Below are 18,344 nucleotides of genomic sequence, written 5' to 3' on the forward strand. Positions count from 1 at the left end.
AAAGAGGGCGGCGGGAGAGAGGACGCCCGGAAAAGGCGACAGAAGATGGCGGGATTCGCTGCGAGGGTCGAGGTGTCCAAGCAAACGGCACACCGAAGGGACGTACGTACGTGAGCACACAGGGCACACCGGGCGCACTGGCGGGCAGGGTCGCACTCGTCGCGGGGGCGACGCGGGGCGCGGGCCGGGCGATGGCCGTGGAGCTGGGCGCGGCGGGGGCCACCGTCTACGCGACGGGGCGCACCACCCGGCAGGCGGTCAGCGAGGTCGGGCGGGCGACGGAGACCATCGAGGAGACGGCGGAGCTGATCACGGCGGCCGGCGGCACGGGGATCGCGGTGCCGGTCGACCACCTGGAGCCCGAGCGGGTGCGGGCGCTGGTGCAGCGGATCGAGGACGAACAGGGGCGGCTGGACGTGCTCGTCAACGACGTCTGGGGCGGCGAGCACCTGGTCACCTTCGACAAGAAGTCCTGGGAACTGGAGCTGCGGAACGGGCTGCGGATGCTCCGGCTCGGCGTCGAGACCCACCTCATCACCAGCCATTACGCGCTGCCGCTGCTGATCCGGCGGCCGGGCGGCCTGGTGGTGGAGGTGACCGACGGCACCGCCGAGTTCAACAAGACCTACCGTGAGAACCTCTTCTACGACCTCGCCAAGAACGCCCCCATCCGGATGGCCTTCGGGCTCGCCCAGGAGCTGAAGGACTTCGGCGGCACGGCGGTCTCCATCACCCCGGGGTTCCTGCGCTCCGAGCAGATGCTCGACCACTTCGGGGTGACCGAGGAGAACTGGCGCGACGCCGTCGAGCAGGAGCCGCACTTCGCCATCGCGGAGACGCCGCACTTCGTCGGGCGGGCCGTCGCGGCGCTCGCCGCGGACCCGGACCGGGCGCGGTGGACCGGCAAGTCCGTCTCCAGCGGAGAGCTGGCCAAGGTCTACGGCTTCACCGACCTGGACGGCTCCCGGCCGGACGCCATGGGCTACTTCCGGGACGTCGTCTTCGGCGGGAAGGAGGGGACGGCGGCGGACTACCGGTAGCCGCCGCGGCCGTACGGGCGGCCGGCGCCCGCCCGCCGGCGCCGGCTACCGGTACAGCTCGGCGGCCCGGGCGGCCGCCACGGCGAAGCGCTCGCGCAGCTCCGGCGGCTCCAGCACCTCCACCTCCGGGCCGAGCGCCAGCAGCTGCTCGTACGCCACCTCCAGCGACTCCACGGGCAGGGTGACAGTGATCCGCCCCTGCCGCCCGTCGGGCTCCTCGGCCGCCACCACGGCCTCCTGGCCCGCCGTACGGTCCGTCACATACGGCAGCCGCCGCGCACCCTCCCCGGTCAGCCGCAACACGACCTTCTCGCGCAGCAGCGAGCGGGCGAACTGCGCGGCCCGCTCCTCCCAGAACGCGGGCAGGTCGAAGTCCGCCCGCCGCTCGAAGCGGCCGTGGCGGCCGTGGTTGCCGTGGCCGTTCGCGGCGGCGGCCGTCGGCGCGACGGCGCTGAAGCGATCCACCCGGTAGACGCGGAAGTCGCCCGCGGTGTGGATCCGTGCCGCCAGATACCAGACGCCCGCCTTCAGCACCAGCCCGTACGGCTCCAGCTCCCGCTCCACCTCGGTCTCCCGGCGGCGGTAGCGTGCCGTGATCCGGCGGTCGTCCCATACGGCGTCGGCGACCGCGGGCAGCAGCTCCGGCGTCTCGGGCTCCTGCCACCAGCCGGGGGCGTCGAGATGGAAGCGCTGGGCCGCGGAGTGCGAGGCGTCGCGCAGCTCGGGGAGGAGCGCGGCGGACACCTTCAGCCGGGCGGCGGACGCGGCGTCCGCGAGCCCCATCCCACGCAGCGCGGCCGGCACCCCGGACAGGAACAGCGCCTCCGCCTCCGTACGGCCGAGGCCCGTCAGCCGGGTGCGATAGCCGCCGACCAGGCGGTAGCCGCCGCTGCGGCCCCGGTCCGCGTAGACCGGGACCCCGGCCTCGGACAGCGCGGCCACATCGCGCGTGACCGTACGCTCCGAGACCTCCAGCTCCCGCGCCAGCTCGGCCCCGGTCATCGAGGGCCGGGACTGCAGCAGCAGCACAAGACGGATCAGGCGAGCGGCGCGCATGCCCCCATCATGCCGTTGCACGCGGTCCGGGGCCGGGGTCCTTCCCCGCCCTTTCCCGGTGCTCCGGACCGACGTTTCTGGAGTTGAGGCCCCCGTCGTTACGAGAGCGAGGCGATGAAGCCAGAGCTCAATCCCCGCCAACTTCGAGAGCTTCAGCAACTTCGCGTTGCTCCGCCGGTGCAGCGACGAAACCACCCGGAATACTTCCCGACCCATCGGATGGATACGGGCCATCTGTGGTGCCGCGTCCCAGGCGATGCTCAGGTTTTCCAGCGCTCCGTCACGGTCCCCGAGGTCGAGCTGAGCCCTGGCGTAGTTGATGTGCGTCGGGGCTACCCGTGTCGGTGGCAGACCAGCCAGGGCGGCAGGGAGGTCATCGGCCAGCCCCAGCGCGTCCCGGGGCCTGCCAAGATCCACACAGGTGGCGAGTTCGTGCGTGAACGTGTTCTGAGGTCCCACGGTCAGACCATGCACACCCAGGTCATGGCCAATTCCGATGTTGGCGTTGTGGGCGGAGTCGATATGGCGCTGAGCTTCCCGCTTTGCTTCCCGCTTATCTGTCAGCCGACCGGCAAGGGTCATCCCTCGGAGGTTCAGGATGGATACCGCGATGTCGCGATCAGTTCCACTGAGCGATGCCTGGGCCTTGGCAATCGCCCGATCCACAAGCGTCAGCCCACGCTCGACATCACCGAAGTTGAGATACGTACCAGCCCTGTCCCGAGCCGCGATGACTTCGCCAAGAGGGTTGGATTTCTGCTCCACAGCCCACCTCTGCCGAGCCACGGCCAACTCTGCCAGATCCATCCAGCGATGCCGCGCGGCGAGCCAGTACACGGAGCTGTAGACCTCTGCGAGCGTCATCCAGGCTTCTGCGGTGTTGGCCGCGTGTGCGTGAGCCGTAGCGTCCCGCAGGAGACTCGGGAGCAACTTCTTGAGCCCAACCACGTCTACGGCGTCCCGGTACCTTCCAGCGGCGTCCAGAGCCGCACCCATGCGCGGCTCCTCGACAGGCCGTCTGTCCGGCAGGTCGTAGTCCCTGATGGCGGCCCGGAGAGAGGAGGGACGCGCTTGATCCTCCCGAGTGACAGGGACACGGCCAAGTACCTCGTCCATGGTCACGCCGAAGGCGCGAGCCAGGGCAGCGGCGACGGCAGGCGTCAGCGTCCGGTCTCCTACCTCGATCTTGGACAGGAGCGACACAGAGATGGCGGCCTTGCGAGCCGCGTGGATCTGACTCCAGCCGCGCTCTTTTCGGAGTACGGCGACGTTGGCGCCGGGGCGAGCTCAGTGGTGCTCATAGCCTCAGTCTTCCTCGCGGCTACAGGCTCTGTCAGCCGTAGTCACAAGCGGGCGAATGGCCGGCCATCAGCAGCGGGCGATCAACGGGCCGTGCTTGTTCATGGGAAAAGACGGCACTGCGGTGTAGTCAGAAGGGGAGGGCCTGACGCTCGTCAGCGCAGATACTCGATCAGCCGGTCAACCAGGTCGACCGGGCGCGACAGCGCAACCAGGTGACCGCCGGGGACGTCGTCGGCGTTGATCCCGAGACGGTCGCGGGCCACTCGGCGCTGGAACTCCGGGGGAAAGAACCGGTCCTCGGCTGCGGCAAGCACGCGAGTGGTCACGTCCGGCCACCGTTCGATGCCGCAAGGCTGGCTGAACGCGGCGTCGGCCTCAGGGCGGTCGTGCGCCGCGCTGGCGGCGGCTACCTCGGCTGGCACGTCGTGCAGGAAGTAGGTGGACAGGTCGAACTCCGGGCCGTACCCGCCTGCTTCCGCTGCTGCGACGCGGGCTGCCAGCGATCCGGTGTTGTCCCACCATTGTCCGGGCGTCTCGCCCGGCAGCGGGATCATCGCGTTGACCAGCACCAACAGATCTACTTGCACGCGAGCGCAGACCATCGGGGCGGTGAAGCCGCCCATCGACTGGGCCACCAACACAACGTCGTCATGGTCGCCGATCGCAGCAACCACCGCGTCGGTGTACTCGGGCAGCCCTGCGGATTCGTCTGCGCCGGGTAGCTCAACAGCAACCGCCTCGTGCCCCCTGGCGTGCAACTCGGACACCACACGATGCCAGTACCAGGCCGCACCCCCGGCCCCGGGAATCAAGACAAACATGCGTATACCTCGCACTCTCCGCTTCGTTCTTGGAACATTGAGACCGTCGGGGACGATGAGAATCATCGGTTATGACTGTGCCGGCAGCCGTTTGGCAATCGAGGTGCCAGCAGCACCACGTTCGACTGACCGCATGATGATCAGCCTCTTTGGCGAAGGGCATCCCGATGCAGTCCTGGCAAGGTCCGGGGCGCGGTAAAGACTCGTGAACAGTGCCCAGTTCAGTCGAGGCGTGTACTCGGCGAACCCGGACGTTTGGCCTTCTGCCTCAGCGAACCTAGTCGTGCGAGTGATCGCACTGGGGCGCGGGGAAACTAGACGTCAAAGCCCTGCGGACCATCACTGGACAGATCCAGGCCAAGCTCGCCATCTTCGTCGAGGACGACTTCGCCGAGCTCATGGTCCTCACCGCTCTGCGCAGCCACGGTGGCATCGAGCTGGACGAGGTCAAGGTGCACGCGATGGGAGGGCACGACCCAGCAATCAAAGTCAATACCCATCACAACGTCGACCCCACCGCGACTTACCCGTCTATCTGCATCCTCGACGGCGATCAGGCCGAACGCGCTGACCCGGCTCAGGGCATCTTCACGCTTCCGGGATCCGGCTACCCCGAAGCCCATGTGCTGGAAAGGGTGTTGGACTCTCTCGACGAGGAAGCAGCTCGGCTCGCGGAGGCCCTCCACGTGGGCCTGCATGCTCAGGAACGAGTGAAGAAGGTGGTGAGCGAGCGGGCACTGACCAACTGGGACCGGCACACGATCTGGGAGCAGATCGGCGGCGACCTGGACTTCACCTCTGGCTACATCGTCAAGAGCGCGTTCCTGACGACCTGGGCACGGAAGTTTCCCGAGGAGGTCAAGGCTCTGGTCGAGGCGATCGGCGACAAGCTTCCCCGCCGGGATAGCAACCAGCCGTGACGCCGCCAGAGCCGGGCGCTGCCCGCTCGTGGACCGCACGAGTGCCCGAGAACCGTCTCATTCAACTTAGTCCGCGCAGGTCAACGGGCCCGCACTCAAGTGGGCGTTGACTGGGCGTAGGACTGACGTTGCCCACAACCCCGACCGCAAGCGGGATGGCCGGCGCGCCGTGTGGTTCTACGGAACTCGGGGCAGCTCGGACAGGTCCTGGGCAGTCGTCGTCTTCCGTGATGACCGCAAGGAAGCCAAGGTCTACCAGTCCGGCCCTCGCCGACTGTGGGACGAGGTGGAGAGCGCATACCACTGGTGGGTCAGCAAGGGCGAACCGGATCAGTCCCGGTTCGGTCTCACGGTCACGGCCGAAGAGACACACGCTTGGCTGGACGACCCCGCGAACTCCTGGTCCCTGTGAAACGACCGGCCCCGCCCATACGCCGGCATGGCGCATGAGCGGGGCTTCCGCGTTTCGCGGGGCGGTCAGATGCCGTAGCGCTCGGCCGCTTCCTTCGCCGCCGTGGGCTTGACCTCGCCGCGCCGGGCGAGCCGGTTCAGGGCGGTGACCACGATGGCCGGGACGTCGACGCCGAAGTGGCGGCGGGCGGCCTCGCGGGTGTCGGAGAGGCCGAAGCCGTCGGTGCCGAGCGAGTGCCAGTCCTGCTCGACCCACTGGCTGATCTGGTCGGGGACGGCGCGCATCCAGTCGCTGACGGCGAGGACCGGGCCCGGTGCGCCTGCCAGGGCACGGGTGACGTACGGGACCCGGTCTTCGCCGTTGAGCTGCGCCGCGTCACAGGACAGGGCGTCACGGCGCAGCTCGCTCCAGGAGGTGGCGGACCACACGTCGGCGGCCACGCCCCAGTCGTCGGCGAGGAGCTTCTGGGCGTCCAGGGCCCAGTGGATGGCGGTGCCGGAGGCGAGGAGCTGGATGCGCGGGGCGCTCTCGTCCGCCGGCTCGGCCGACTTGTAGCGGTAGAGGCCCTTGAGGATGCCCTCCTCGATGCCCTCGCCGGTCGGCATGGGCGGCTGGACCTTGGTCTCGTTGTAGACGGTCAGGTAGTAGAAGACGTCCTCGGCGTCCGGGCCGTACATCCTCCGCAGACCGTCCCGCACGATCGCGCCGACCTCGTACGCGAAGGCCGGGTCGTACGCGACCGCCGCCGGGTTGGTGGAGGCGATCAGGTGGGAGTGGCCGTCGGCGTGCTGCAGGCCCTCGCCGGTCATGGTGGTGCGGCCCGCCGTGGCGCCGATCAGGAAGCCGCGGCCGAGCTGGTCGGCGAGCGCCCACATCTGGTCGGCGGTGCGCTGCCAGCCGAACATCGAGTAGAAGATGTAGAAGGGGATCATCGGCTCGCCGTGCGTCGCGTACGACGTCGCGGCGGCGGTGAAGTCGGCCATCGAACCGGCTTCGGTGATGCCCTCGTTGAGGATCTGACCGTTCGCCGCTTCCTTGTAGTAGAGCAGCTGGTCGCGGTCGACCGGGTCGTAGGTCTGGCCGAGCGGCGAGTAGATCCCGGCGGTCGGGAAGAGCGACTCCATGCCGAAGGTGCGCGCCTCGTCGGGGACGATCGGCACCCAGCGGCGGCCGGTCTCCTTGTCCCGCATCAGGTCCTTGACCAGGCGGACGAACGCCATGGTGGTGGCGATCTCCTGGCTGCCGGAGCCCTTGGCCAGGGCCTCGAACGGTTTGGCCGACGGTTCGGGCAGGGCGACCGGGTGGACCGTGCGGGCCGGGGCGGGGCCGCCGAGGGCGGCGCGGCGCTCCTGGAGGTAGCGCAGCTCGGGGGAGTCGGCGCCGGGGTGGGCGTACGGGACCAGCTTGTCGTCCAGCGCGCTGTCCGGGATGGGCAGCTCCAGGAGGTCGCGCATGGCGCGGAACTCCTTGCCGGTCAACTTCTTCATCTGGTGGTTGGCGTTGCGCGACTCGAAGCCGGGGCCGAGCGTGTAGCCCTTGACGGTCTGGGCGAGGACGACGGTCGGGGCGCCCTTGTGCTCCATGGCCGCGCGGTACGCCGCGTACACCTTGCGCGGCTCGTGGCCGGCCCGGGAGGTGTGGAAACACTCGGCGAGCTTGGCGTCGGTCAGGCCCTGGCCGAGCCGGGCGAGCTGGGGGTCGGCGCCGAAGAAGTGGTCACGGATGTATGCGGCGTCGCGGGTCGCGTACGTCTGGAACTGGGCGTCGGGGACCTCGCGCAGCCGGCGCAGCAGCGCGCCCGAGGTGTCGAGGCCGAGCAGCTCGTCCCAGGCGGAGCCCCACAAGGCCTTGACGACGTTCCAGCCAGCGGCGCGGAACTGCGCCTCCAGCTCCTGCACGATCTTGAAGTTGGCGCGCACCGGGCCGTCGAGCCGCTGCAGGTTGCAGTTGATGACGAAGGTGAGGTTGTCCAGACGCTCGCGGCCGGCCAGGGCGAGCGCCGCGGTCGACTCGGGCTCGTCCATCTCGCCGTCGCCGAGGAAGGCCCAGACGTGGGAGGCGGAGGTGTCCTTGATGCCGCGGTTCGCGAGGTAGCGGTTGAAGCGGGCCTGGTAGATCGCGGAGATCGGGCCGAGCCCCATGGAGACGGTGGGGAACTCCCACAGCCAGGGCAGCCGCCGCGGGTGCGGGTAGGAGGGCAGGCCAGAGCCGCCCGCCTCGCGGCGGAAGTTGTCCAGGTGGGCCTCGGTCAGCCGGCCGTCGAGGAAGGCGCGGGCGTAGATGCCGGGGGAGGCGTGGCCCTGGATGTAGAGCTGATCGCCGGAGCCTCCCCCAGTCTTCGACCGGGAGGTGCCCCCTGCCTCCTTGCCGCGGAAGAAGTGCTGGAAGCCCGTCTCGTAGAGCCAGGCGGCGGAGGCGAAGGTGGCGATGTGGCCGCCGAGGCCGTCCCGGCTGCCGCGGGTGACCATCGCGGCGGCGTTCCACCGGTTCCAGGCGGTGATCCGCCGCTCCATGTCCTCGTCGCCGGGGAAGGAGGGCTCGGCGGCGGTGGGGATGGTGTTGACGTAGTCCGTCTCGAGCAGCGGGGGCAGCCCGAGACCGGCGCTCTCGGCGTGCTCCAGCGTGCGGCGCATCAGGTACGAGGCGCGGTGCGGGCCGGCGGCCCGGGTGACGGCCTCCAGGGACGCGCCCCACTCGGCGGTCTCCTCGGGGTCGCGGTCCGGGAGCTGGTCGAGCTCGCTGGGCTGCTTCGGGGCGGGCTGCTGGATGAGGGGCTTGTGGGCGGTAGCCGCCATCCCTCCGTTGACGAGGTCGGTCATGTCTCGACTGTAAATTCTGATCGATGATCGATCAAAGTACTTGAGCTCAAAAACTTCTCCGAAAGGCGAAATTGGCATTCCGTGCCGCGAAATCAGGCACCGGGTGCAGCCCAGTGGGCCTAGGCGCGCGGTGCGCAGCCCAGTACGTGCTCCTTGACGAGCTCCGCCACCCTCGGGTCCCGTCGTCGGAAGGCGTCCACGACGGCCTGGTGCTCCTCGGCGTACGACTGCTGGCGGGTGCCCAGCCAGCGGATGGACAGGGTGGTCCAGATCTCGATGCCGAGCGACTCCCAGGTGTGCAGCAGCACGCTGTTGCCGGAGGCCCGGACCAGCTCGCGGTGGAAGGCCACGGTGTGCCGCACCTGGGCCTCCCCGTCGGATCTTCGGTCCGCCTCGTACAGCGCCGCCACCTCGGGCTCCAGGGCCGAGGTGTCCTCGGCCAGCCGGGGCGCGGCCAGCTCCGCGGCGATCTGCTCGAGACCGGCCCGCACCGGATAGATCTCCTCCAGGTCGGCGGCGGTCAGATTGCGGACGCGTACGCCCTTGTTGGGCGCCGATTCGATCAGCCGCAGCGTCTCCAGCTCGCGCAGGGCCTCGCGGACGGGCGTCTGGCTGACCTCCAGCTCAGTGGCGATCCGACGCTCCACGATCCGCTCGCCCGGCTTCCAGCGCCCGCTGACGATGCCCTCCACGATGTGCTCGCGGATCTGCTCGCGCAACGAGTGGACGACGGGATGGACCATGGCACTCCTTTGGACGGTTCTGACATGACAATACGGCGGCACGCGAACGGCGGCGCCCCCACCCGGATCTCTCCGGGCGGGGGCGCCGCCGTCAGCCGTGCCGACCAGGGGCTCAGAGGCCGAGCTCGACCTCGAACTCGCCGGCCTCCAGGATCTCCTTGACCGCCGTCAGGTAGCGGGCGGCGTCGGCGCCGTCCACCAGGCGGTGGTCGTAGGAGAGCGCGACGTACGTCATGTCGCGCACCGCGATCGTTTCGCCGAGGTCCGGGTGGTTGATGACCACCGGGCGGCGGACGGTCGCGCCGATGCCCAGGATGGCGACCTGGTTCGGCGGCACGATGATCGTGTCGAACAGCGCGCCGCGCGAGCCGGTGTTGCTGATGGTGAAGGTCGCGCCGGACACCTCGTCCGGAGAGATCTTGCTGGCCCGCACCTTGCCCGCCAGCTCCGCCGTCTTCTTGGCGATACCGGCGAGGCTGAGGTCGCCCGCGTTCTTGATGACCGGGGTCATCAAGCCCTTCTCGGCGTCCACCGCGATGCCGACGTTCTCGACGTCGAAGTACGTGATGGTGCCCTCGTCCTCGTTGATCCGGGCGTTGATCACCGGGTTGCTCTTCAGCGCCTGGACGGCGGCCTTGACGAAGAACGGCATCGGCGAGAGCTTGACGCCCTCACGCTGCGCGAACGTCTCCTTCGCCTGGGCCCGCAGCCGCATGAGCTTGGTGATGTCCACCTCGACCACGCTGGTGAGCTGCGCCTGCGTGTGCAGGGCCTTCATCATGTTGTCGCCGATGACCTTGCGCATCCGCGGCATCTTGATGGTCTGGCCACGCAGCGGCGACGGGGCCGCGGCGGCGGCCTTCGGCGCCGCTGCCGGGGCGGCCTGGGCCTGGGCCTGTGCCTGGGCGGCGGCCTTGGCGGCCTCGGCGGCGGCGATGACGTCCTGCTTGCGGATACGGCCGCCGACGCCGGTGCCCTTGACGGTGGCCAGGTCCACGCCGTTCTCCGCGGCGAGCTTGCGCACCAGCGGGGTCACGTACGCGCCCTCGCCGTCACCGGCGGCCGGAGCCGGGGTGACCGGGGCCGGGGCGGGCACCGGAGCGGCCGGGACCGGCTCCGGGGCGACCGGCGCCGGAGTGACGGCCTGCGGGGCCGGGGCGGTCGGGGCCTGCGGGGCCGGAGCCGGAGCAGGCGCGGGGGCCGGAGCCTCGGCGGCGGGGGCCGGGGCGGGAGCCGCGGGGGCGGGCGCGGCGGCCGGAGCGGCAACCTGCTGACTGGCTGTGCCGATCACGGCCAGCTTGGCGCCGACCTCAGCGGTCTCGTCCTCGGCCACCAGGATCTCGAGCAGGGTGCCCGAGGCCGGGGCCGGGATCTCGGTGTCGACCTTGTCGGTGGAGACCTCGAGCAGCGGCTCATCGGCCTCGACCGAGTCGCCGACCTCCTTGAGCCAGCGGGTGACCGTGCCCTCGGTCACCGACTCGCCCAGGGCGGGCAGCACGACGTCGGTGCCCTCGGCACCGCCCGCGGGGGCGGCGGCCGGAGCGGGCGCCGGGGCCGGGGCCTCGGCGACGGGGGCCGGGGCGGGCTCGGGCTGCGCCGCGGGGGCGGGCTCGGCCGCGGGGGCGGGGGCGGCGGCCGGGGCCGCGCCGCCGTCGTCGATGACGGCCAGCTCGGCGCCGACCTCCACCGTCTCGTCCTCGGCCACCTTGATGGAGGTGAGCACACCGGCCGCGGGGGCCGGGATCTCGGTGTCGACCTTGTCGGTGGAGACCTCGAGCAGAGGCTCGTCGGCCTCTACCCGCTCACCCTCGGCCTTCAGCCAGCGGGTGACGGTGCCCTCGGTCACGCTCTCGCCGAGCGCCGGCAGGGTTACGGAAACCGCCATGGTTTCGGTTGCTCCTAACGATCTGTACGGATTGTTCGCGCTCGGGACTAGTCGTGGGCGTGCAGCGGCTTGCCGGCCAGAGCCAGGTGGGCCTCGCCGAGCGCCTCGTTCTGGGTCGGGTGCGCGTGGACGAGCTGCGCCACCTCGGCCGGCAGCGCCTCCCAGTTGTAGATCAACTGGGCCTCGCCGACCTGCTCGCCCATGCGGTCGCCGACCATGTGGACGCCGACGACGGCGCCGTCCCGCACCTGGACGAGCTTGATCTCGCCCGAAGTCTTCAGGATCTTGCTCTTGCCGTTGCCCGCGAGGCTGTACTTCAGAGCCACGACCTTGTCCGCGCCGTACAGCTCCTTGGCCTTGGCCTCCGTGATGCCGACCGAGGCGACCTCGGGGTGGCAGTAGGTGACCCGCGGCACACCGTCGTAGTCGATCGGCACGGTCTTCAGACCGGCCAGCCGCTCCGCCACCAGGATGCCCTCGGCGAACCCGACGTGCGCGAGCTGAAGCGTGGGCACCAGGTCGCCGACGGCCGAGATGGTGTCCACGTTGGTCTGCATGTACTCGTCGACGAGGACGTAGCCGCGGTCCATCGCGACCCCGGCCTCCTCGTAGCCCAGGCCCTGCGAGACCGGTCCGCGGCCGACGGCGACGAGCAGCAGCTCGGCCTCGAAGGTCTTGCCGTTCTCCAGCGAGACCTTCACACCGTCGGCGGTGTTCTCGACGCCCGAGAAGCGCGCGCCGAGGGAGAACTTGATGCCGCGCTTGCGGAAGGCGCGCTCCAGCAGCTTGGAGCTGTTCTCGTCCTCGACCGGGACGAGGTGGGGAAGCGCCTCGACGATGGTGACGTCGGTCCCGAAGGACTTCCACGCGGAGGCGAACTCGACGCCGATGACGCCGCCGCCCAGCACGATCGCGGACTTCGGCACCCGGTCCAGGACCAGCGCGTGGTCGGAGGTGATGACGCGCTCGCCGTCGATCTCCAGACCCGGCAGGGACTTCGGCACGGAGCCCGTGGCGAGCAGGATGTGGCGGCCGGTGTAGCGCTGGCCGCCGACATCGACCGAGGTCGGCGAGGACAGCCGGCCCTCGCCGGTCACATAGGTGACCTTCCGGGAGGCGATCAGGCCCTGCAGACCCTTGTACAGGCCCGAGACCACGCCGTCCTTGTACTGGTGCACGCCCTCGATGTCGATGCCCTCGAAGGTGGTCTTCACACCGAACTCGGCCCCCTCGCGGGCCTGGTCGGCGATCTCACCGGCGTGCAGCAGAGCCTTGGTGGGGATGCAGCCGCGGTGCAGGCAGGTGCCGCCCACCTTGTCCTTCTCGATCAGGGCGACGTCCAGACCCAGCTGCGCCGCGCGCAGGGCAGCGGCGTAACCGCCGCTACCGCCTCCGAGGATCACTAGGTCGAAAACGGTGCTGGCGTCGTTCGCCACGTCACGTCCTCCATGCATGGTGCGCCGGGGCCGGCCGTCGGTGGCCGGGCGGCGGCTGTTGTTCGGCCGCGTCTTGCTTCGGCCCTGGTGTCGGGGGCCCTGTCCTGCCGGGACAACATCTTCGCACTTGTTGACGGGAGGCGGGACGCGGGGCCGCTGTGTGAGATATCTCCAAAGCCCTGTTCAGGGGTTACTCGTGCGTACCGCGTGCGTAACGGGGGTCGGATTTCGTTTACGGCGAAATCCGCGCGGCCCGCGCGGAGCGGCCGGGCCCACTGCGGACCCGGCCGGTGGCGGTTCAGCCCAGGTCGCCGGCCGCGGTGCGCTCGGCCAGCCGCACCAGGGTGCGGACCGCGGAGCCCGTGCCGCCCTTGGGGGTGTAGCCGAACGGGCCGGACTCGTTGAAGGCGGGGCCCGCGATGTCCAGGTGGGCCCAGACGGTGCCCTCCTCGACGAACTCCTTCAGGAAGATCCCGGCCACCAGGCCGCCGCCCATCCGCTCGCCCATGTTGGCCAGGTCGGCCACCGGCGAGTCGATGCTCTTGCGCAGGTCCGAGGGGAGCGGCATCGGCCAGGACTGCTCGCCGACCTCCTCCGCGATCTCGTGCAGCGAGGTGCGGAACGCCTCGTCGTTCGCCATGATCCCGAACGTGCGGTGGCCCAGCGCGAACACCATCGCGCCGGTCAGCGTCGCCACGTCGACGATCGCGTCCGGCTTCTCCTCGCAGGCGCGGGCCAGCGCGTCGGCCAGCACCAGCCGGCCCTCGGCGTCGGTGTTCAGCACCTCGACGGTCTTGCCGCTGTACATCGTCAGCACATCGCCGGGGCGGGTGGCCGAGCCCGAGGGCATGTTCTCGGCGAGCGCCAGCCAGCCGGTCACATTGACCCGCAGGCCCAGCTTCGCGGCGGCGACCACCGCGGCGAACACGGCGGCCGCGCCACTCATGTCGCACTTCATGGTCTCGTTGTGGCCGGCCGGCTTGAGCGAGATGCCGCCCGAGTCGTAGGTGATGCCCTTGCCGACCAGGGCCAGGGTCTTCTCCGCCTCCGGGTGCGAGTAGGCGACCCGGACCAGGCGCGGCGGAGCCTCCGACCCCTGGCCGACGCCCATGATGCCGCCGTACCCGCCCTTCTTCAGCGCCTTCTCGTCCAGCACCTCGGTCTTCAGACCGTGCTCCTTGGCCGCCTCCAGCACGGCGGCGGCGAAGAGGGCGGGGTTGAGCAGGTTCGAGGGGGTGTTGATCAGGTCGCGGGCGCGGTTGATCTCGGCGGTGAGGGCGATGGCGCGCTCGGCCGCCGCCTTGAACTCCTTGTCGCGCGGCTTGGCGCCGATCAGGGCGACCTCGGCGAGCGGGGCTCCGTTCTTCTTCTCGCCGCTCTTGGCGTTGCCGCTGTTGCCGTTCTGGTTGGCCTTGTACGAGTACGCGCCGAGCAGCGCGCCCTCGGCGACGGCGGCGGCGTCCTCCGCGTCCGCCACCGGCAGCGCGAACGCGCCCTTCTTCGAACCGGACAGCGCGCGGGCGGCCGCACCGGCCGCGCGGCGCAGCGCCTCGGCGTCGTAACCGTCGCCCTTGGCCGGGGCGTCGCCGAGTCCGACCGCCAGCACGACCGGGGCCTTGAGGCCGGACGCGGCGGGCAGCTTGGTCACCTCGCCATCCGCGCCGGTCGCCCCGAGGGTCTCCAGGACAGAGGCCAGCTTCCCGCCGAAGGCCTTGTCCACGGCCTCGGCGCCGGGGGCGACGACGGGGCCCTTGGCCCCCTTCGCCACGCCGACGACGACGGCGTCCGCGCGCAGCGTCGCGGCGGAGGAGGTGCTGAGAGTCAAAGAAGTCACGGTGATGGGGTCCCTCTTCCGGATAGTTCCTCGGCCGACGTGGGGTGTCCCCGTCGAAACAGGGACGGGTCGGCCGCGCCCATCGGCATCGTATGCGCGGGTCACCAGGTGCCCGAGCGGCGGGCTGTCGCGGGCCATCGCGAGCGTAACTCCCCCGACGGCACTGGCGCGCGGGCTCGCGAGGACGGGCGGGGGCCGGGCACCCTCTCGCGCATCGCGCCGGGGCGGCCCCCGGCGCGACGCGCGCGGCGGGAGCGCGGGCCCGGGAGCTTGCGGCCGCACGGTGCCGGCTGCCCACCTTCGGCCGCGCGGCGCGGCGGAAGCGTGCCGTCCAGTCCGTGGACGAGCGTTGGCGGCCCAAGGCCGGCCCGGGTCAGCCGAGGGCCGTGGCGATCAGGGCGGTCGTGGCGGCCGTTTCGGCGAGCGCGCCGAAGACGTCGCCGGTGATGCCGCCGAAGCGACGGCGGCAGTGGCGCTGGAGAAGCTCGGCGGCGCCCAGCGCGGCGAGGACGGCCAGCGCGTGATGCACCGCTCCGTATGCGCCGAAGGCCGCGCCGCCCAGCGCGCATACGACGACGGACACCGCGGCCGCGCCCAGCGCGGGTCCGGCCGGCACCGCCCCCGCGACCGCCGCGCCCAGCCCCTCCGGCCGCGCGGCGGGCACCCCTTCGCGCGCCGCGAGGGTCAACGCGCACCGCGCCGCCGTCCCCGCGGCGGCCGCCGCCACCGCGCCGTGCGGCCAGCCGGCCCCGTACAGCTCGGTCAGCGCGGCCACTTGCGCGAGCAGCACGAGCAGCAGGGTGACGACCCCGAAGGGCCCGATGTCCGACCGCTTCATGATGCGCAGCGCGTCGTCTGCCGGCTTGCCGCTGCCGAGTCCGTCGGCGGTGTCGGCCAGCCCGTCCAGATGCAGCCCGCGGGTCAGTACGGCGGGCACCGCGACCGTGCCCACCGCTGCCAGCGGCGCGCCGCCGCCCAGGAGCAGCAGCGCCGCGCCCACCGAAGCCGCGCAGAGCCCGACCGTGAGCCCGGCCAGCGGGGCGTACGACATCCCGGCGCGCGCCGCCTCGCGGTCCCAGCGCGTCACACGTACGGGGAGGGCCGTGAGCGTGCCGAAGGCGAAGCGCACGCCGTCCTCCCAGGAGGCGCGCGGGGGGTGGGGCGGGGGCGGGGGGTTCGGTGGGGGTGCGGGCCGGGCCGGCTCGTCCGGCTCGTCCGGCTCAGCCTGTTCGTCCGGCTCAGCCGACTCGACCGGCGGGTCTGCGGCCTCGGGTGTGTCCGTGGGCTCGGGTGTGTCCGTGGGCTCCGGCGCGTGCGTGGGCTCCGGAGGCGCGGCGGGCCGTGGCGGGGCCGCGGGCCTCGGGGGCTCCGGGGGCCCGGGCGGGCGTGCGGGGGACTGCTCCGGCGTGGTGTCCATCGCGCCGCAGGCTATCGCGCACGCTGAGAGGCCATGGGGCATTGGTGGTATCGGAACATCGTGGAGCCCGGCAAGCTGCCGCTGCTCCTCGCCCTCGCCTCGTTCATCCTCTCGTTCGCGATCACCCGCACCATCACCCGGCTCATCAAGGCCGGCAAGGGCCCGTTCCGCAACGTCACCCCCGGTGGGCTGCACATTCACCATGTCGTCCCCGGCGTCGTGCTCACCGTCCTCGGCGGCTTCGGCGCGATCGCCGGTGTGCGGAGCGGCTTTTGGGAGTACCTGGCGGCGGTGGTGTTCGGGGTGGGCGCGGGGCTGGTGCTCGACGAGTTCGCGCTGATCCTGCATCTCCACGACGTGTACTGGACCGAGCAGGGCCGGCAGAGCGTCGAGGTCGTCGTGATCACCGCGGCGCTGGTCGGCCTGGTGCTGAGCGGCTTTCTGCCGTTCGGGGTGAACGAGGTGTCCATCGCCGAGCGTCACGACCGCGGCGCGGTGATCGTGAACGTCTGCGTCAACTTCCTGTTCGCCCTGTTCGCGCTGGCCAAGGGCAAGCCACGGATCGCGGTGCTCGGCGTGCTGGTGCCGGTCCTGGCGCTCGTCGGCGCGGTCCGGCTGGGGCGGCCGGCGTCGCCCTGGGCGCGGCGCTTCTACCGCCGCAGGCCGCGGGCGCTGCGGCGGGCGCGGATCCGGGCGGAGCGGCATGACGCGCGCTGGAGCGGGGTACGACGGCGGCTGCAGGACTGGATCGGCGGGTTCTCCGAGACGGGCTCCTGACGGCGGGGCGGGGTCCTGACGGCAGGCGGCCTCGTCCCCCGTCAGCGTGGCGGCGCAAGGTCAGCGTGGCGGCGCAGGGCGTGCGGGCGTCGTCTCCAAGTGCTTGCGGTTCAGCCACTTGGGCAGCCCCGGCGCCTCCAGGAAACCCTCGGCGCGCGCCGCGGCGATGCCGATCCGCGGCAGGTCGGTGCTCTTCTCGAAGAGCAGGTAGCGGGGCTCCCAGATCGGCCGGTACTTGGCGTTGGCGCGGTAGAGCGACTCGATCTGCCACCAGCGGGAGAAGAAGCTGAGCAGCGAGCGCCACAGCCGCAGTACGGGGCCGGCGCCCAGCCTGGACCCGCGCTCGAAGACGGACCGGAACACCGCGAAGTTCAGCGAGATCTGGTCGGCACCGACCTCCTTGGCCCGCTGGATCAGCTCCAGCACCATGAACTCCATCAGCCCGTTGTCCGAGTCCCGGTCGCGCCGCATCAGGTCCAGGGAGAGCCCGTGCGAGCCCCAGGGCGCGAAGCTGAGCAGCGCGCGCGGCCTGCCGTCGCGGTCGGCGCAGTCCAGCAGCACACAGCGGCCGTCGGCGGGGTCGCCGAGCCGGCCGAGCGCCATGGAGAAGCCGCGCTCGGTCTCGCCGTCCCGCCAGTCGTCCGCGAGCCGCAGCAGCTCGGCCATCTCCTCCTCGGGGATGTCCTCGTGGCGGCGGATGCGGACCGTGTAGTCGGCGCGCTTGACGCGGTTGTAGGCCTGGCGGACGGTGCGCATGGCGCGCCCCTCCAGCGTGAACTCCCCGGTGTCGACGATCGCCTCGTCCCCGAGTTCGAGGGCGTCCAGGCCATGCCGTGCGTACACCGTGCCGCCCTCTTCGCCGGCGCCGATGACGGCCGGGGTCCAGCCGTGCTCGCGGGCCTCGGTCAGCCATCGGTCGATCGCGCCGGGCCAGGCCTCCGGGTCGCCGATGGGGTCGCCCGAGGCGAGGGAGACGCCGCTCACCACCCGATAGGTCACGGCGGACTTGCCGGTCGGCGACCAGATGACGCTCTTGTCGTGGCGCAGCGCGAAGTAGCCGAGCGAGTCGCGGTTGCCGTGCCGCTCCAGCAGCGTGCGCAGCCGGCGCTCGTCCTCCGCGGAGATCGGGTCGACGACGCGGCGGGAGCGGAAGGCCGCGTACAGCACGAGCAGGAGCAGGGCCGTGCTCATGATGTTGATGACCACGTTCGCCCAGCCCGGGGTCTCGATGCCCTCGAAGCGGCCTTCCAGGGCCGCGAGCGAGATCAGGCGCAGCACGCCGTAGTGCCAGCGGTCGAGGAACGAGGAGCGGTAGTCGTCGGGCGCGGTGTTGGTGAGGGTGACCAGCGCGGTCGCCAGCAGCGAGCCGATCAGCAGCCCGCCGACGGCGACGGCGGCCGCGAGCTTCGGGTTCGCGCGGTCGCCCTTGGCGTAGAACTCGCGGCGGCCCACGAGCAGGGCGACGACGAAGGCGGCGGTGAGGCCCAGCGAGATCCAGTTCTGCGGGTGCCGGGCGACGGGCGGCCCGGTCAGGGCGAGGGCCAGCAGGGGGACGGTCAGCCCGCCGAGGACGAGGTTGAGGATCCAGGCGGCGCGCTTGCGGCGGCGCATGGTGATCGCCAGGAACATCGAGAAGGCGCCGGAGAAGAAGCCCGCGGTGAGGAGGTAGGGGGTGAAGTACTCGTCGATGTTGTGGCGCTTGATGTCGTTGCCGAAGGAGACCCACACCGCGCCGAGGAAGTTCAGCGCGGTGACGGCGCGCAGGTACCAGACGGCGAAGGCGGCGGAGCGGCGCGGCCAGGGGTGGCCGCGCCGGGTGGCCTCCGTCGTCGGCTTCGAACGGACCTCTCCCATGCCGTGAGCATATGGGCAGAGGGGGTGA

Annotated in this window: 13 protein-coding genes and 1 pseudogene; 4 read left to right on the top strand and 10 right to left on the bottom strand. The window is 71.3% G+C overall.

Annotated elements, in window-relative coordinates; all coding sequences use genetic code 11:
• Nucleotides 1–110 precede the first annotated feature (110 nt).
• Nucleotides 111–1,040, top strand: coding sequence for an SDR family oxidoreductase (locus tag PV419_RS45330; protein ID WP_319699163.1), 930 nt, complete (start codon nucleotides 111–113; stop codon nucleotides 1,038–1,040).
• Between the two features lie 45 nt (nucleotides 1,041–1,085).
• Here PV419_RS45330 and PV419_RS45335 read toward each other — a convergent pair whose 3' ends face one another.
• From PV419_RS45335 to PV419_RS45345, 3 genes and pseudogenes are all read right to left on the bottom strand, one after another.
• A complete protein-coding gene (locus tag PV419_RS45335; RefSeq protein ID WP_319699164.1) occupies nucleotides 1,086–2,096 on the bottom strand; it encodes a helix-turn-helix transcriptional regulator in 1,011 nt (336 codons plus the stop codon).
• Nucleotides 2,097–3,263: 1,167 nt separating this feature from the next.
• Nucleotides 3,264–3,329, bottom strand: a pseudogene (locus PV419_RS53590) (hypothetical protein); the annotation flags it as partial.
• A 221-nt stretch (nucleotides 3,330–3,550) separates the two neighbouring features.
• The gene (locus PV419_RS45345) at nucleotides 3,551–4,219 is read right to left on the bottom strand and encodes an alpha/beta hydrolase (protein WP_319699166.1); all 669 of its coding nucleotides are present in this window, start codon (nucleotides 4,217–4,219) and stop codon (nucleotides 3,551–3,553) included.
• 398 nt (nucleotides 4,220–4,617) lie between these two features.
• Here PV419_RS45345 and PV419_RS45350 point away from each other — a divergent pair, with 398 nt between their 5' ends.
• Both PV419_RS45350 and PV419_RS45355 read left to right on the top strand, forming a co-directional pair.
• Nucleotides 4,618–5,139 (top strand): hypothetical protein, encoded by a 522-nt coding sequence (locus PV419_RS45350; RefSeq protein ID WP_319699168.1) that lies wholly within the window; start codon nucleotides 4,618–4,620, stop codon nucleotides 5,137–5,139.
• 169 nt (nucleotides 5,140–5,308) lie between these two features.
• Nucleotides 5,309–5,551 carry a hypothetical protein gene (locus PV419_RS45355; RefSeq protein ID WP_319699169.1) on the top strand — a complete coding sequence of 81 codons (243 nt, stop codon included), beginning with the start codon at nucleotides 5,309–5,311 and terminating at the stop codon, nucleotides 5,549–5,551.
• Nucleotides 5,552–5,616: 65 nt separating this feature from the next.
• Here PV419_RS45355 and aceE read toward each other — a convergent pair whose 3' ends face one another.
• The 6 genes from aceE to PV419_RS45385 all read right to left on the bottom strand — a co-directional run bounded on the left by aceE (nucleotide 5,617) and on the right by PV419_RS45385 (nucleotide 15,397).
• The gene (aceE, locus tag PV419_RS45360) at nucleotides 5,617–8,346 is read right to left on the bottom strand and encodes a pyruvate dehydrogenase (acetyl-transferring), homodimeric type (protein ID WP_319699218.1); all 2,730 of its coding nucleotides are present in this window, start codon (nucleotides 8,344–8,346) and stop codon (nucleotides 5,617–5,619) included.
• A 143-nt stretch (nucleotides 8,347–8,489) separates the two neighbouring features.
• Nucleotides 8,490–9,113 (bottom strand): GntR family transcriptional regulator, encoded by a 624-nt coding sequence (locus PV419_RS45365; protein ID WP_319699170.1) that lies wholly within the window; start codon nucleotides 9,111–9,113, stop codon nucleotides 8,490–8,492.
• A gap of 112 nt (nucleotides 9,114–9,225) precedes the next feature.
• On the bottom strand, nucleotides 9,226–10,998 hold the full coding sequence (gene sucB, locus PV419_RS45370; protein WP_319699171.1) for a 2-oxoglutarate dehydrogenase, E2 component, dihydrolipoamide succinyltransferase: 1,773 nt from the start codon (nucleotides 10,996–10,998) through the stop codon (nucleotides 9,226–9,228).
• 47 nt (nucleotides 10,999–11,045) lie between these two features.
• Nucleotides 11,046–12,434, bottom strand: a complete 1,389-nt coding sequence (gene lpdA / locus PV419_RS45375; RefSeq protein ID WP_319699173.1) for a dihydrolipoyl dehydrogenase — start codon at nucleotides 12,432–12,434, stop codon at nucleotides 11,046–11,048.
• Between the two features lie 298 nt (nucleotides 12,435–12,732).
• The gene (locus PV419_RS45380; protein WP_319699174.1) at nucleotides 12,733–14,268 is read right to left on the bottom strand and encodes a leucyl aminopeptidase; all 1,536 of its coding nucleotides are present in this window, start codon (nucleotides 14,266–14,268) and stop codon (nucleotides 12,733–12,735) included.
• Between the two features lie 373 nt (nucleotides 14,269–14,641).
• Nucleotides 14,642–15,397, bottom strand: coding sequence for an adenosylcobinamide-GDP ribazoletransferase (locus PV419_RS45385; RefSeq protein WP_319699220.1), 756 nt, complete (start codon nucleotides 15,395–15,397; stop codon nucleotides 14,642–14,644).
• Between the two features lie 321 nt (nucleotides 15,398–15,718).
• Here PV419_RS45385 and PV419_RS45390 point away from each other — a divergent pair, with 321 nt between their 5' ends.
• On the top strand, nucleotides 15,719–16,462 hold the full coding sequence (locus tag PV419_RS45390) for a hypothetical protein (RefSeq protein WP_319699176.1): 744 nt from the start codon (nucleotides 15,719–15,721) through the stop codon (nucleotides 16,460–16,462).
• Nucleotides 16,463–16,522: 60 nt separating this feature from the next.
• Here the strand turns inward: PV419_RS45390 and PV419_RS45395 are convergent, their stop codons facing one another.
• Entirely contained in the window at nucleotides 16,523–18,316 is a 1,794-nt protein-coding gene (locus PV419_RS45395; protein ID WP_319699177.1) for a phosphatidylglycerol lysyltransferase domain-containing protein, read from the bottom strand.
• Between the last annotated feature and the right edge of the window lie 28 nt (nucleotides 18,317–18,344).

This window comes from Streptomyces sp. ME19-01-6, assembly GCF_033793745.1.
Taxonomy (GTDB): Bacteria; Actinomycetota; Actinomycetes; order Streptomycetales; family Streptomycetaceae; genus Streptomyces.

Coding starts and splice junctions, on each gene's coding strand:
- PV419_RS45335 (WP_319699164.1), bottom strand. CDS start 2,096: ATGCGCGCCGCTCGCCTGATCCGTCTTGTGCTGCTGCTGCAGTCCCGG.
- PV419_RS45345 (WP_319699166.1), bottom strand. CDS start 4,219: ATGTTTGTCTTGATTCCCGGGGCCGGGGGTGCGGCCTGGTACTGGCAT.
- PV419_RS45350 (WP_319699168.1), top strand. CDS start 4,618: ATGGTCCTCACCGCTCTGCGCAGCCACGGTGGCATCGAGCTGGACGAG.
- aceE (WP_319699218.1), bottom strand. CDS start 8,346: ATGGCGGCTACCGCCCACAAGCCCCTCATCCAGCAGCCCGCCCCGAAG.
- PV419_RS45365 (WP_319699170.1), bottom strand. CDS start 9,113: ATGGTCCATCCCGTCGTCCACTCGTTGCGCGAGCAGATCCGCGAGCAC.
- sucB (WP_319699171.1), bottom strand. CDS start 10,998: ATGGCGGTTTCCGTAACCCTGCCGGCGCTCGGCGAGAGCGTGACCGAG.
- PV419_RS45390 (WP_319699176.1), top strand. CDS start 15,719: ATGGGGCATTGGTGGTATCGGAACATCGTGGAGCCCGGCAAGCTGCCG.
- PV419_RS45395 (WP_319699177.1), bottom strand. CDS start 18,316: ATGGGAGAGGTCCGTTCGAAGCCGACGACGGAGGCCACCCGGCGCGGC.